At 71.1% G+C, this 14,024-nt stretch carries 12 protein-coding genes; 3 read left to right on the top strand and 9 right to left on the bottom strand.

Annotated features, from left to right (window positions below):
• The 3 genes from HD595_RS27635 to HD595_RS27625 form a co-directional block, all read right to left on the bottom strand.
• On the bottom strand, positions 1 to 435 hold the full coding sequence (locus HD595_RS27635; RefSeq protein ID WP_308211246.1) for an acyl-CoA thioesterase: 435 nt from the start codon (positions 433 to 435) through the stop codon (positions 1 to 3).
• A gap of 212 nt (positions 436 to 647) precedes the next feature.
• Entirely contained in the window at positions 648 to 2,312 is a 1,665-nt protein-coding gene (ettA, locus tag HD595_RS27630; protein ID WP_253773956.1) for an energy-dependent translational throttle protein EttA, read from the bottom strand.
• A gap of 5 nt (positions 2,313 to 2,317) precedes the next feature.
• Positions 2,318 to 2,818: a winged helix-turn-helix transcriptional regulator gene (locus HD595_RS27625; protein WP_308211245.1), complete on the bottom strand. Its 501-nt coding sequence runs from the start codon at positions 2,816 to 2,818 to the stop codon at positions 2,318 to 2,320.
• Positions 2,819 to 2,900: 82 nt separating this feature from the next.
• Here HD595_RS27625 and HD595_RS27620 point away from each other — a divergent pair, with 82 nt between their 5' ends.
• Entirely contained in the window at positions 2,901 to 3,890 is a 990-nt protein-coding gene (locus tag HD595_RS27620) for an NAD(P)H-binding protein (RefSeq protein WP_253773954.1), read from the top strand.
• A 99-nt stretch (positions 3,891 to 3,989) separates the two neighbouring features.
• On the opposite strand, the gene HD595_RS27615 is transcribed toward HD595_RS27620, so the two are convergent.
• Together HD595_RS27615 and HD595_RS27610 are read right to left on the bottom strand one after the other, a co-directional pair.
• Positions 3,990 to 4,613: a response regulator gene (locus tag HD595_RS27615; RefSeq protein ID WP_253773952.1), complete on the bottom strand. Its 624-nt coding sequence runs from the start codon at positions 4,611 to 4,613 to the stop codon at positions 3,990 to 3,992.
• A complete protein-coding gene (locus HD595_RS27610) occupies positions 4,610 to 6,112 on the bottom strand; it encodes a sensor histidine kinase (protein ID WP_253773950.1) in 1,503 nt (500 codons plus the stop codon). The genes HD595_RS27615 and HD595_RS27610 overlap by 4 nt, the downstream gene beginning before the upstream one ends.
• A gap of 164 nt (positions 6,113 to 6,276) precedes the next feature.
• Here HD595_RS27610 and HD595_RS27605 point away from each other — a divergent pair, with 164 nt between their 5' ends.
• A complete protein-coding gene (locus HD595_RS27605) occupies positions 6,277 to 7,338 on the top strand; it encodes an ABC transporter permease (protein ID WP_253781328.1) in 1,062 nt (353 codons plus the stop codon).
• A gap of 351 nt (positions 7,339 to 7,689) precedes the next feature.
• Entirely contained in the window at positions 7,690 to 8,388 is a 699-nt protein-coding gene (locus tag HD595_RS27600) for an ABC transporter ATP-binding protein (RefSeq protein ID WP_253773948.1), read from the top strand.
• A gap of 17 nt (positions 8,389 to 8,405) precedes the next feature.
• On the opposite strand, the gene HD595_RS27595 is transcribed toward HD595_RS27600, so the two are convergent.
• The 4 genes from HD595_RS27595 to HD595_RS27580 form a co-directional block, all read right to left on the bottom strand.
• Positions 8,406 to 10,463 (bottom strand): diguanylate cyclase, encoded by a 2,058-nt coding sequence (locus tag HD595_RS27595; RefSeq protein ID WP_253773946.1) that lies wholly within the window; start codon positions 10,461 to 10,463, stop codon positions 8,406 to 8,408.
• Positions 10,464 to 10,680: 217 nt separating this feature from the next.
• A complete protein-coding gene (locus HD595_RS27590; protein WP_253773944.1) occupies positions 10,681 to 10,971 on the bottom strand; it encodes a hypothetical protein in 291 nt (96 codons plus the stop codon).
• Positions 10,972 to 11,123: 152 nt separating this feature from the next.
• A complete protein-coding gene (locus HD595_RS27585) occupies positions 11,124 to 11,954 on the bottom strand; it encodes a single-stranded DNA-binding protein (protein ID WP_253773942.1) in 831 nt (276 codons plus the stop codon).
• 305 nt (positions 11,955 to 12,259) lie between these two features.
• Positions 12,260 to 13,882 (bottom strand): GTP-binding protein, encoded by a 1,623-nt coding sequence (locus tag HD595_RS27580; protein WP_253773940.1) that lies wholly within the window; start codon positions 13,880 to 13,882, stop codon positions 12,260 to 12,262.
• Positions 13,883 to 14,024 lie beyond the last annotated feature (142 nt).

Here is a 14,024-nt window from a genome sequence, read left to right as displayed (position 1 = left end):
CTACGCGGTGATCTTGAAGCGTTCGAGGTACGCGACCTCCTGCGGCGACAGCCTGCGCGGCGCGCTCCGCTCCACGTCGTAGCCCACGACGACCGAGGTCGCCGTCACGAACACCTCGTCGTCGTCGCGGATCTCGTACGCCAGTGTGAAGCGCACCGGCTTGATCTCCGTCACCCACGTCTCCACCCGCACCGGCTCGGCCCGGAACGACAACGGCCGGCGGTAGTCGATCTCGTGCCGGGCGATGACGAGGCTCTTGAACGGCGCGTCACCCGCCCGGTACGGGTCGATGTGCAGCATGCCGAGCCGGGCGTCCTCCAGGTAGTCGAAGAACCGGACGTTGTTCACGTGCCCGAGGGAGTCGATGTCCGCGAAGCGCACCATCCGGTGGAAGACGTGCCGCTGAGCGAGGGTTTCGAGGGATTCTTGCACCACGTCCGCCACGGTACCCGTCGGGGCGTCGTCCTCCTCACCTGCCCCGTCACGAACGCCACCCGGTGAAACGCGGGAGAGCCGCGCTCACCGTCGTCCATCGGCTGCCATGTGCCGGATGGACGACGGCGGGCGCGGCTCTCCCTCACGTCAGCCGCGGATGAGACCGCCTGCCGCACGAGCGCTCAGACCCTCGTGACGCGCGTGGCGAACGCTCAGTCGCGGTGGAGCTTGCGGTAGGTCACCCGGTGCGGCCGGGCCGCGTCGGCGCCCAGCCGCTCGATCTTGTTCTTCTCGTAGTCGGCGAAGTTGCCCTCGAACCAGAACCAGTTGGAGCCCTCTTCCCACGCCAGGATGTGGGTGGCGATGCGGTCGAGGAACCACCGGTCGTGCGAGGTGATGACCGCGCAGCCCGGGAAGTCGAGCAGCGCGTTCTCCAGCGACGACAGGGTCTCGGTGTCGAGGTCGTTGGTGGGCTCGTCGAGGAGCAGGACGTTGCCGCCCTGCTTGAGGGTCAGCGCCAGGTTGAGCCGGTTGCGCTCGCCGCCCGACAGGACACCGGCCTTCTTCTGCTGGTCGGGGCCCTTGAAGCCGAACGCGGCGATGTAGGCGCGCGACGGCATCTCGACGTTGCCGACCTTGATGTGGTCGAGACCGTCGGAGACGACCTCCCAGACGTTCTTGGCGGGGTCGATGCCGCCGCGGCTCTGGTCGGCGTAGGAGATCTTGACCGTCTCGCCCACGACGATCGAGCCGTTGTCAGGCGTCTCGCTGCCGGTGATCATGCGGAACAGCGTGGTCTTGCCGACGCCGTTGGGGCCGATGACGCCGACGATGCCGTTGCGCGGCAGGTCGAAGGTGAGCTTCTCCATGAGCAGCCGGTCCTCGAAGCCCTTGGTGAGGTTCTCGGCCCTGATCACGGTGGTGCCCAGGCGCGGGCCCGGCGGGATCTGGATCTCGTCGAAGTCGAGCTTGCGGTGCTTGTCGGCCTCGGCCGCCATCTCCTCGTAGCGCTGGAGACGGGCCTTGGACTTGGTCTGGCGGGCCTTCGGGTTGGAGCGGACCCACTCCAGCTCGTCCTCCAGGCGCTTCTTGCGCTTGACGTCCTTCTGGCCCTCGACCTTGAGCCGCTGCGCCTTGGCCTCCAGGTAGGTGGAGTAGTTGCCCTCGTAGGCGTAGGCGCGGCCGCGGTCGAGCTCGAGGATCCAGCCGGCCACGTTGTCCAGGAAGTAGCGGTCGTGGGTGACGGACAGCACGGTGCCGGCGTACTTCTCCAGGTGCTGCTCCAGCCACTGCACGCTCTCGGCGTCGAGGTGGTTGGTGGGCTCGTCGAGCAGCAGCAGGTCGGGGGCCTCCAGCAGCAGCTTGCACAGCGCGACGCGACGCCGCTCACCACCGGACAGCGTGGTCACGTCGGCGTCGGGCGGCGGGCAGCGCAGCGCGTCCATCGCCTGCTCGAGCTGGCTGTCGAGGTCCCACGCGTTGCGGTGCTCGAGCTGCTCCTGCAGCTTGCCCATCTCGTCCAGCAGCTCGTCGCTGTAGTCGGTGGCCATCTGCTCGGCGATCGCGTTGTAGCGCTCGAGCATGGCCATCGTCTCGGCGACGCCCTCCTGGACGTTGCCGAGGACGGTCTTCTCCTCGTTGAGCGGGGGCTCCTGCTGGAGCATGCCGACCGTGAAGCCCGGCATGAGCCGCGCCTCACCGTTGGACGGCTGCTCCAGGCCGGCCATCATGCGGAGCAGCGTCGACTTGCCCGTGCCGTTGGGGCCAAGGACACCGATCTTGGCTCCCGGCAGGAACGACAGCGTGACGTCGTCCAGGACAACCTTGTCGCCGTGCGCCTTGCGCACGCGCTGCAGCGTGTAGATGTACTCCGGCATGACATCTAGCTTAGGGGCTCCTGACGGGGCTTCCGCCGGTCGGCCGCCGATGCCGGGCCAGGGTACGGGGTTGTGACGCCGACGGCTCGCGCCATGCCCTCCGTCTGCTGCTCGTCCCAGCGGCCGCGGGCGCCGGTGATGGCGTCCTTGTGGTCGCGGGACCAGTCGGCCAGGGCGGACACCATGGCCGCCAGGCTCTCGCCCATCGGAGTCAGCCGGTACTCCGTCTGCGGCGGGACGGTCGCGTAGACGGTGCGTTCGACCAGCCCGTCGCGGCACAGGCGTTTGGTCGTCACCGTGAGCATGCGCTGGGAGATGCCGGGGATCGCGCGTTCCAGCTCACGGAAGCGGCGCGTGCCCTTCGACAGCTCGACCAGCACGAGCACGGTCCACCGGTCACCGAGGCGGTCGAGCACGTCGCGGATCCCGCAGTCGTCGTCGCCACACGGCCCGGCGGGGACAGGGCCGCCGACCTGCGGGCTTACCGCCGTGTTCGTCACTGACACGAGAGTGCCTCCTTACGGCGTCGTGGCCGGACGCGGATGATCGGTGCTGTTTCTCTCCAGCAGCAACGTCAAGGAGCGGCAAATGATTCTGGTCACCGGCATCTCCGGCGAGCTCGGCAGCCTGATCCTCCGTGGTCTCTCCGGTGAGGGTGGTCTTTCCGGTGAGGGTGGTCTTTCCGGTGAGGGTGGTCTTTCCGGTGAGGGTGGTCTTTCCGGTGACGGTGGTCTCTCCGGTGCGGAGGGCCTCGACGTGGCCGGGGGCACCCGTACGGGTGACGGGGTGGCCGCCCGCCGGATCGACTTCGACGACCCGGCGTCGCTCGCCGAGGGTTTCCGCGGCGTGGACGTCCTGGTGTTCGTCTCGGCCGGGTACGCCGAGGACGACGTGGTGCTCGCCCGCCACGGCGCCGTGGTGGACGCGGCCGAGGCGGCGGGGGTCCGGCATGTCGTCTACACCAGCCTGGCGGGCTCGGGCAGCCTCATGACGATCGCGCTGCCGCACCGCTGGACCGAGGCGCGCCTCGCCGATGCCTCGTTCGACGTGACGATCCTGCGCAACGGCCTCTACGCCGAGCTGCCCGCCGGCCTGGCCGCGGTCGCGGCGGAGTCGGCCGCGGAGACCGGGGTCTTCGCCGCCGCGTTCGGGGCGGGACGGGTCTCCGTGGTGGCGAAGCGGGATCTGGCCGATGTCGCCGTGCGGGTGGCGGCGGAGATCCAGCGCGACCTCGCCGAGGGCCGCTGCGGCCGCCACGCGGGCAGGACGTACGAGCTGGAAGGCGTCGAGGCGATCGGCGGCCAGGACCTCGCCGACGCGCTGGGCGTCGCGCTGGGCCGCCGGGTGGACTACCACCCGATGTCGCTGTCGGCGGCCCGCGCCGCGCTGACCGGCCTCGGCCTCGAGCCCTACCAGGTCACCCACACGATCTCGCTGTTCTCCAACGTCGGCGCCGGATTCCTCGAAGCCCGGGACACCGACCTCACCGCGCTCCTGCCCACCGAGCCGCGCCGCGTCAGGGATCTGATGGCCGAGATCGTCCCGGCGACCTCCCCGTCCGTCACCAGCCGGGCCTGAAACATCGGCGGGCCGGTGACGGACCGAGCATCGGCGGGCCGGTGACGGACCGAGCATCGGTGGGCCGGGGCGGAGGTCAGGAGAAGGGGCCGGGGACGGTCAGGAGGGGCGGATGAGACCCTTCCTGATGGCTGCGGCGACCGCCGCCGTACGCGAGTCGACGCCGAGCTTGGCGTAGATGTGCACCAGGTGCGTCTTGACGGTCGTCTCGCTCAGGAACATCTCCCTGCCGATCTGCCGGTTGGCGAGCCCGGCGGCGACATGACCGAGCACCTCCAGCTCGCGCGGGGTGAGAGTCGTGTCAGGGGCGCGCACCCGGCCCAGCAGGCGGGAGGCGACGCTCGGCGCCAGCGCACTGCTCCCGGCGGCGGCCGAGCGGATCGCGGTGTGGAGGTCGTCGGAGGGGGCGTCCTTGAGGAGATAGCCGGTGGCGCCCGCGTCGATCGCCGCCAGGATGTCGGCGTCGGTGTCGAAAGTGGTGAGCACCAGCACGCGCGGGCCGCCCAGGGCGACGATCCGCCTGGTCGCCTCGCTCCCGTGGATGCCCGCGCCGAGCTGGAGGTCCATCAGGACCACGTCGGGCGCCAGCCGCCGGGCCAGCTCGACGCCGTCCTCTCCGGTGGCCGCCTCGCCGACCAGCTCGACGTCGGGTTGCCCGGCGAGCATGGCGCGTATGCCCGAGCGCACCACGGGGTGGTCGTCGACCAGGACGACGCGGATCACCGCACGTCCCTGGCGGGCAACGGCAGCGTGGCGGCGACGGCGGTCCCCTCGCCGGGGGCCGACTCGACGGTGAGGGTGCCGCCGAGGGCGGTGACCCGCTCGCGCATGACCCGCAGCCCGTAACCGGTTCCCGCCCGCGGATCCCCCGACCGGCCCGGGTGGCCCGTCGGCCGGCCCTGGTGGTCTATCGGACAGTCCTGATGAACCGCCGGACGATCCGGATGCATCGGACGATCCAGACGATCCGGGCGGCCCATCTGACGATCCGGGCGGTCCGGGCGATCCGAGCGGTCCGGGCGATCCGAGCGGTCCGGGCGATCCGAGCGGCCCGGGCGATCCGAGCGGCCCGGGCGATCCGAGCGGCCCGGGCGATCCGAGCGGTCCGGGCGATCCGAGCGGTCCGCCGGACGATCCGGGCGGCCCGCTGGCTCATCCGTTTGGCGCGCCGGACGGTCCGGGTCGAAGCCGCGGCCGTCGTCGTAGACGTCCAGCACGACCATGTCGTCCAGGTACGTGAGGGTCACCCGGCTGTTGGCGGCTCCGGAGTGGCGGCTGACGTTGCCCAGCGCGCCCTGCGCGACCCTCAGCAGCGCCAGGTCGTAGTCGGCGGGCAACGGCACCGGCACGCCGGACACCTCGAACCGCGCCCGCGTGGCGCTGCCGGCGACGGCTGAGTCGCTGATCCGGCGCAGCGCGGCGGTCAGCGAGGAGTGTTGCAGGGCGGGCGGGGCCAGGCCCCTGACGAAGTTGCGCGCCTCCTCCAGGTTGTCCTGCGCCGCCCGCTCGGCCTCGGCGATGCGCAGGGCGGCCTCGCCCGGATGCTCGTCGAGGTCGCGGCGGGCGGCCCGCAACAGCAGGATGATGCTGGACATGCCCTGGGCCAGCGTGTCGTGGATCTCCCTGGCCAGGCGTTCACGCTCGGTCAGCCGGGCTGCGTCGCTCTCGGCCTCGACGAGCTTGCCGCGGGTGCGTACCAGGTCGTCGATCAGGATCCGGCGCTGCTCGCTCTCGACGTACAGGGCCTTGTAGACCAGCGCCATCAGCGTGGCCACGACCGCGCCGATCGTGGGCCCGACCACCTGGGCCGCCGTCATGGTGCCGGTGTGCCAGCCCGCCGCCGCGATGGCCCCGACCGTCAGGACGGCCACCCCGGGCAGCGCGACGGCCAGCGGCAGCAGGTGGAGGTAGGCGAAGAAGAGCGGGAAGGCCAGCCACACGAACTGCGGCGCGGCCAGCACCAGCGCCGCCCAGCCCAGGGTGACCGCCACCAGCCAGATCCGGCCCAGCAGCAGGTGCGTGCGCCCGCCGAAGTGCGGCAGCCGCCCCTCGACGACGATCCCCGCCGCGTAGAGGACGAGCAGCAGCACGCCGCCCGCCGCCAGGACGCCGCGGCCCTCTCGGGCGACTCCGGCGACCGCGATCACCAGGAGGATCGCGAACGTGCCGTGGATGGCCCACCTGAGGAGCCGGAGGGCGGGCGGGAAGGGGAAGTCCATCATGTCTCGCTCAGCATGTCCCGGTCAGCCTAGGCGAGGCCCCGCCGTGCGCCGCATCGTACAAAAGGTGTATTCCAGCCGGGCCGAAGGAGCGACGCCCAGACCCGCCCGGCTGCCGCAGCCTGGATCAGTTCGTGTCCAACCCACACTCGACGGGGGGCTGCGCCGTGTTCGTGGCGCTCAGAGACCTGCGTTTCGCGAAGGGGCGCTTTGCCCTCATGGGCGGGGTCGTCTTCCTCATCACACTGCTGGTGACCATGCTGTCCGGCCTCACCGCCGGACTGGCTCGGGAGAACATCTCGGCGGTGGAGAGCCTGCCCGCCGACCACCTCGTGTTCGACGGCGGCGACAAGCCCGCCTTCTCCGACAGCCGCATCACCGACCGGACCTGGCAGGAATGGCGCAAGGTGGGCGGCGTCACCGCCGAGCGGCTCGGCGTCTCCATGGGACGGCTCAGCTACGGCGACGACGGCGCCGCGGCGGCCGTCTTCGGCGTCCAGCCCGGCGGCGAACTGTCCCCGCCGACGGTCGGCACCGGCAAGATCGTGCTGTCGAACGCGCTCGCCGCCGACAGCGGCCTCGCGACCGGCGACAAGGTGAAACTCTCCGGCCGGGATCTCACCATCGCCGGCACCGGTGGCGACGCCTCCTACAGCCACACCCCGGTCGCCTGGATCAGCATCGACGACTGGGAATGGCTGGGCCGCCAGGGCGGCGCCGACACCGTGGCGACGGTCCTGGCCCTGCGCACCGACGGCACGCCCGACCTGGCGGGGGCCGACGAGCGGCTGGGCACCATGACGGTCCCCCTGTCCGACGCGCCCGCCGCCATCGGCTCCTTCGCCTCGGAGAACGGCTCGCTCCAGCTCATGCGCGGGTTCCTGTTCGCGATCTCCGCGCTGGTCATCGGCGCGTTCTTCACCGTCTGGACGATCCAGCGGCGCGGCGACGTCGCCGTGCTCAAGGCGCTCGGCGCGAGCACCGGCTACCTGCTGCGCGACGCGCTGGCCCAGGCCGTCATCGTCCTCCTCCTCGGGGCGGGCATCGGCGGCGCGCTCGGGGCGGTGCTCGGGGCACTGGCGGAGGGCACCGTCCCGTTCGTGCTGTCGGTGGCCACCACCGTGCTGCCGGTCGCCGTCATGGTCGTGCTCGGCGCGCTCGGGGCGGCGCTGGCCATCCGCAAGATCACCTCCGTCGACCCCCTGACCGCTCTGGGAGCCTCCCGATGACCCCTCCAACCCACCCCCGACGATCGCCTGGCCACCCTCAGAGCGGCGTCCCCATGACACCCGAACCCACCGCTATCGCCCCCTGGCCACCCTCAAAGACGCGGCCGTGTGCAGCGCGCTGCGCACCGCCGCCGACGTCCCGATGACACCCACACCCCCACACCGACCCACCGACCACCCCCGAGACCAATCCGATGACGCCCATTTCCACCCCACTCACTCACCGACCTCTCTGGGACGACCCGATGACGCCCCAACCCACCTCAGCCGGCCCACCGACCATCCCCGGAACGACCCCATGACTCCCCAATCCACTCCCACTGACCCACTGACCGCCCTGGGGGCGACTCGATGACCCTCAAGCTCACCGACATCGTCCTGACCTATCCCGACGGCGACCGGACGCTGACCGCGCTCGACCACGTCGACCTGGCCGTCGCCCCGGGCGAGTTCACCGCCGTCGTGGGCCCGTCAGGCTCGGGCAAGTCGAGCCTGCTGGCCGTGGCCGCCACCCTGATCACCCCCACCTCCGGCACCGTGTCCGTGGCCGGACGCGAGGTGTCGGCCATGGGGCAGGCGGCCAGGACCCGCGTCCGCCGCGACCACGTCGGGATCGTGTTCCAGCAGCCGAACCTGCTGCCTTCCCTCACCGCCCTCGACCAACTGCTGGTCGTGGCGCACCTGGCCGGCGGCTCGCCCCGCGCGGCGGCTGTCCGGGCCCGCGAGCTGCTGTTGTCCGTGGATCTGGGCGGCAAGGAGCACAAGCGGCCCCACCAGTTGTCGGGCGGCGAGCGGCAGCGGGTCAACATCGCCCGTGCCCTGATGAACGAACCCGAGGTGCTGCTCGTCGACGAACCCACCAGCGCGCTCGACCATGAGCGCGGGGAGCGGGTCGTGTCGCTCCTGGCCGAGCTGACCAGGCGCAACGACCTGGCCACGGTGATGGTCACACACGACCTGGCCAGCTTGTCGGCCGTGGACAGCGTGCTGACCATGCGCGACGGTCAGCTCGGTCAGCCGTGCGTGACGGTCGGCCCCGCCACCGGGTGACGGGCGACCACGAGAGTTCACGTTGGATCGGCGGCCTCTGGCGAGTCGGCGGCTTGGGGAAGCTCAGAAGAAGAGAACGGGACCTGCGCCTGCGGCCGATCGGCTGGCGATGGCCTGTCACGAAGACCCGAGGGGCCGGGTGTTGCCGGATCACCGGTGTTGGGGGTCGTTGTCGCAGGTGGAGGGTGTTCTGAGAGCTGCGGAGGAGCCGGGATCGGGGTTGGCTGAGGTTCGTCCGTCTGCGACGGGTCAGCGGATGCTCGTGGCTCTGAGGTGGGGGGCGGCTCTTGGAGGGTCGAAACGGTCGAGGGCTCTGCGGCCAGGGGTTCTTCTATCAGAGAGGGCTCGGGGGTGGGTGAAAGCTTCGGGGAGTGCGACGGCCCCGGGCTCGGTGGATGGTCAGGCGCTGGACGTGGCTCCGGGGGTGGTGAAGAGGAAGACACTTGATCAAGGTCTGGGACAGGTGAACCACCGTCCGACGCCGAACCGAAGGCTGAACCCAGAGAGCGCTCCGGCGTGAGATGAGGCTCCACGACCGGTGAGTGCTCCGGTGCCGGGTGATGCTCCGCGATCGGTGAAAGTCCTGATGCCGGGTGAAGCTCCACGATCGGCGAAAGTCCCGGTGCCGGATGAAGCTCCGCGATCGGCGAATGTCCCGGTGCCGGATGAAGCTCCACGATCGGTGATCGTCCCGGTGCCGGGGGGAGGTCCACGATCGGCGATTCCAGGTGTGAGTCTTCCGGGCCTGAGCCTTCCGGGGGTGACTCTGCCGTAGCCGAACCCTCCGAACCCGTACCCTCCGGATGCGAACCCTCTTGATGCGAGCCCTCTGGACGTGAGTCTTCCGGGTGTGGGTCTTCGGAGAGTGCGGGGACCGGGATGGGGGCCGTCTGGGTGTCGGCGAGGTGGGTGGGCTGGATGACCGGGAGGCAGATGCGGTCGCGGCCCAGTTCTTTGGCTCGGTAGAGGGCCAGGTCGGCGGCGGCCAGGAGCTCTATGAGGTCGTCGCCGTGCAGGCTCATGATGGCGACGCCCACCGAGATCGTCACGGTGATCATGGCGTCGTCGGCGGCGACTGCCATGTGGCTGATGCGGTTGCGGAGGCGTTCGGCGACCTGGCGCGCCTCGTGGACGTCGGCCCCGGGCAGCAGGACCACGAACTCCTCCCCGCCGAAGCGGCCCACCACGTCGTACTCGCGCAACTGGCTTCGCAGCGTGGCCGCCACCGCGGCCAGCACCTGGTCGCCGACGAGGTGGCCGTGCCGGTCGTTGACCCGCTTGAAGTGGTCGATGTCGACGATGAGCAGCGCCAGCGTCTCGCCGGTACGCCGGGCGCGGACGATCTCGGTGTCGGCCTCACGCTGCCACGCCGCCGCGTTCAGCAGGCCGGTCTTGGGGTCGGTACGGGCGGCCGCCTGGAGCTGGGCGTGCAGGAGGCTGCGCTGCAGCAGCACGACCGGTGGTAGCGCGAGGATCAGCAGGGCGAGATTGAGGCCGGCCGAGATGGCGACGCTGACGCCCAGGCACAGCTCCACCACGTCGAGCAGGGCGCTCTCCTTGTCCCACAGGACCGACCGCCACGGCACCTCCGGGTCGGCCATGTGCGCGGCCAGGGCGATGAGCGACGTGTTGAGCAGGGCGAACACCACGGCGGCCGCCACCGCCCAGCCGATCGGCTCGATGGCGCCCCGGGTCAGCGCCGCGGGATCGGGCACCAGCCGGTGGAACGTCATCGAGGCGGCGCAGCCCGCGAGCCCGATCGCCGCCGCGCTGAACACCCGGCGATGCAGCACCGTCGCCCTCACCCGCAGTTGCAGGAGGATCTGCAGCACGATCGGCGCGAGCAGGGCGTACAAGGGCGGCAGCAGCAGCGCCACCGGCAGCCACCACGCCGACAGCAGGTCGCGGGAGACGCCGGCGGGCATGCCGAGACGTCTGGTCGCCTCGATGCACACCGCGCCGCACGCCATGAGTGCGACGAACGCCATGATGTCCGGCCAGCGGAGCGGGGTGGACGCCGCCAACAGGACGATCGCGACAAGATCGAGGGTCACGATCCCGACGAGATAGACCACGAGGGGGCGCCGTTGCCCGAGGAGGGGCCAGCGGCCGACCAGGGTGGACACTCCGTCGCGAGGCGTGATCGGGGTGTGACGAGGGGCCGCCATCACGTCTCCTCCCTGACTAACGATATGTAACACAATAGTTGCGGAGTGTGCGTTGTGCGATCGGAACCGCTACGTTGGGCACCGGGACCACCTGGGTCATCGTGGTTCCTAAGGGAGATTCCGCTCACGTCCCGAGCGGGGGAATGCTGGAAAGGAGCAGCCCTGGTGCGAGGTGTGACCTGGACCTGACGCCGAGCCGGAGCCCGGAGTGCGGGTCTTCGCCCCCTGTGAAGTCGTCAATTCCTGTGATCCGCTGATTCCTGTCGAGTTCGGCGGTTTGGTGTTCGCTGCGCCCCTCCACCGCCACTGCGCTCTCCGCCCCTCCGCCGGATTCAGCCTTCTGGAGCTCTTCCCTCTGTAGCCGGTCGGCATCAACCTCGTAGGAACTGCCGCATCTGATCTCTTCGGAGCTCATGCGGGCCATGGTTCACGATCGCTTCTCGGAGATCGCCGCCCCTCGGACGTCTCACGCCTTGGAGATCTCACTGGCGTACTCCTGTGCCCGCCGTGGCCGGCCCGATGGCTGATCGATCGTCGGCGGGATCGGGCCGGCTGTGACGGGTCGGGTCAGGCGGCGATGGGCTCCCTCGTGGGCCACTCCGCGTCGTCCGGCTCGGGCTCGTCGTGATCCTCGCCGCCGAGGATGTGGAGCGGGGCGTTGCCAGGGCGGGAGGAGCGGCTCTTCGTGCGGGCAGGCTTGGCGGGCGCCTTGCCGGGAGCCTCGGCAGCGGCGGCAGCGACAGCGGTGGTGGTGGTTCCTTGAGCTTCGTCGTTCGCCGTCGCAGGGGTCGCGCTGCTCTGCGCGGGCTCCGGGTGGTTGTCGTTCCTTGGCGCTTCCGGGTCGGCCGGGGTCGGCTGGTCTTCCGTGGCGGGCGCGACGGCTTCCGCCGGGGATGCGCCCCTCGTCATGGCCGCTCCGCCGTCTCCCATGGTGGTCCTGCCGCCGTGCAGGTGGCTGCTTCCGCCCATGGCCCAGTCCTCGGTCTCGGCGTCCAGGCGGTCGCGCATCTCCTTGCTCACCGTGGCCGGGCCGCCGGTGCGCTCCGGCTTGACGAAGGTGCCGGCGCCCCAGCGCAGGTCGTGGCCCACCGCGCTGGCCTCGATCTCGGGCATGAAGCGGCGGTCGCCTTCCGGACCGAACTCGCGGATGCGAAGCTTGCCGGACACCACCACCGGATGCCCCATCCTGATCGACCGCGCCACGTTGTCACCGAGGGAGCGCCAGCAGCGCACCGCGAAGCAGACCCTCTCACCGTCGGTCCACTGGCCGGTCTTCCTGTCGAAGTAGCGATGCGAGGTCAGGACCCGGAGCGAGGTCACCCTGGCCCCGTCCTCGAAGGTGTACTGGCGGGGCTCTGCTGCGACGTTGCCGGTGAGCGTGATGTAGATGTCGTTCATCCGTTTGCCTCCCATGCCTGCGGGCGGGGTGCCCGCGACCTGGGATCACGGTGCCGGAGCGGGTGGTGGCTCCGGGGATCCGAGCGACGTTCTGTGGATGGAGGTGGGGAGGGCGGGGCGGCTTGTGGACAACCGCACCCCCTCGGCGGACCGCCCGGCCAGCCTGCGACCACCATCTGGCCGGCCCACGACGACCGCCTGGCCAGCCCGCAACGACCACCGTCCGGCTGGCCGGCCAGGAACGACCACCGTCCGGCCAGCCAGGGACGGACCACCGTCCGGCCAGCCAGGGACGACCGTCAAAGCTAGCCCGCGAGGGCGCGCATGGCTGTGTAGAAGGCGTGGTGGCGGCCGAGTTCGCTTTCCACCGGCTCCACCACCGACGACTCGGCCACGGCCGCGACCCGGCGCCGCATCTCCCGCTCCAGCCGTTCGCGTTCCTTCGACGCCCCCAGCTCCACGAAGTTGCGCGCGGCGATCCCCGACAGCACCCCCAGGCCGAGCACCGACGCCATCATCAGCCCCACCCACGGCAGCGCCGCCGTGTCGCCCAGGAGCTGGAAGCCCGCCGGCGACTGGCCGGCGAACAGCAGGCCGGTCACGAGCCAGCCCAGCCCCAGCACGAACGCCGCCACCAGCAGGTACTGCCAGATCTTCAGCAGCCACCACCAGCCCGGCACGTGGTCGAGCCGGGGCGCCACCTCCGACAGCTCCTCCGTGAGGGCCTGCGGGAGCTGCTTGAGGTGGGAGCGGGCCGCGTGCTGCAGGGACGTCCTCCACACCGGGTGCATGTCGGCCGACAGCCCGTCGGCGAGCGCCTGCACGGCGTTGACGACCTCCGCCGTCTGCGCGCTGACCGTGCCGGTGGTGATGCCGCGGATCTCGTCCCCGACGTCCTGCAGGCGCAGCGTCCTGACGGGGTCGGGGCGCAGCTTGGAGATCCAGCGCGGGTACGGCCAGCCGACCCACTGCATGGAACGCTCGGCGTAGACGTTCTCCATGGCCTCGCCCACCGCCGGGACGCCCACCGCGTCGCACAGCGCGTCGGTCAGCCCGAGCCGCCGCGCGTCGTCCACCGTCGAGGGGGCGGACAGCGCCTCCCCCACCGGCATGGACTTGGCCACCCGCTGTTCGAGCCGCTGCAGGTCGGCCTCCATCTTCTGGATGGCCGCCCGGCGCCGCGAGACCGCCGCCGCGACGACGCTCTTGAGGCTGTCGATGCCGCGTCCCGTGGTCGCCGAGGTGGGGACGACCGTCGGGTGCTCGACGCCCTCGCGGCGCAGCAGGTCGTTGAGGTCGATGACGAGCTCGGCGAGCTCCTCCGGGCTCAGCTTGTCGGCCTGGTTGAGCGCGAACACCGTCACGGCGTCGTGTCCGGCGAGCTCGGTGACGTAGCGGCGGTGGGTGGAGGCGTCGGCGTACTTCTGCGGGTCGAGCACCCACACCACCAGGTCGGCCAGGCCGATGAGGCGGTCGGCCTCGTTGTCGGTGAGCGCCCTGATCGAGTCGTGGTCGGGCAGGTCGAGCAGGATCAGCCCGTGGAGCTGGCTCTCGCCCCGGTCGAGCGCGCTGGCGCGGGTGAACCGGTGCCGTTCCTGGATCTGCAGCCAGTCGAGCAGCGGCCCGGCGCCCTCCAGGCCCCACACGCAGGCGTGGGTACGGGCCGTGGTGGGGCGGCGCACGCCCGTGGGCGACAGCTCCAGCCCGGAGACGGCGTTGAACAACGACGACTTGCCGCTGCCCGTGCCTCCCGCCAGCGCGACCACGGTGTGCTCCGAGGACAGCTTGAGCCGCTCGCCGGCGCGCTTGAGCAGCGTGCTCGCCTCGGCGAGCAGCTTGGGCTCCAGGCGTCCCGGGCCCAGCTCGACGATCTTGGTGAGCGCGGCGAGGCGCGGCGCCAGGCCGGGCCTGGTGGTCATGGTGCTCATCGGGCCACGCCGGGGGTCGTCGTCACAGGGCTCATCTGTTCACGCCGGGGGTCGTCGTCATCGTGCTCATCGGGTCGTCCCGGGGGTCGTCGGGGTGTCGTTCATCGGTCATCTGAGGGGTGTGGTCTTGGGGGGCGGCGCG

It is taken from the genome of Nonomuraea roseoviolacea subsp. carminata, from assembly GCF_024172185.1.
Classification (GTDB): Bacteria; Actinomycetota; Actinomycetes; order Streptosporangiales; family Streptosporangiaceae; genus Nonomuraea; species Nonomuraea roseoviolacea.
Note: the sequence above shows the minus strand (reverse complement) of the source record. Positions and strands in the feature narration are given on the sequence as shown.

Bases quoted from the DNA above. Each gene is read 5' to 3' on its own strand.
- ettA (WP_253773956.1), bottom strand. From the start codon at position 2,312: ATGCCGGAGTACATCTACACGCTGCAGCGCGTGCGCAAGGCGCACGGC.
- HD595_RS27620 (WP_253773954.1), top strand. From the start codon at position 2,901: ATGATTCTGGTCACCGGCATCTCCGGCGAGCTCGGCAGCCTGATCCTC.
- HD595_RS27610 (WP_253773950.1), bottom strand. From the start codon at position 6,112: ATGATGGACTTCCCCTTCCCGCCCGCCCTCCGGCTCCTCAGGTGGGCC.
- HD595_RS27600 (WP_253773948.1), top strand. From the start codon at position 7,690: ATGACCCTCAAGCTCACCGACATCGTCCTGACCTATCCCGACGGCGAC.
- HD595_RS27590 (WP_253773944.1), bottom strand. From the start codon at position 10,971: ATGAGCTCCGAAGAGATCAGATGCGGCAGTTCCTACGAGGTTGATGCC.
- HD595_RS27585 (WP_253773942.1), bottom strand. From the start codon at position 11,954: ATGAACGACATCTACATCACGCTCACCGGCAACGTCGCAGCAGAGCCC.
- HD595_RS27580 (WP_253773940.1), bottom strand. From the start codon at position 13,882: ATGAGCACCATGACCACCAGGCCCGGCCTGGCGCCGCGCCTCGCCGCG.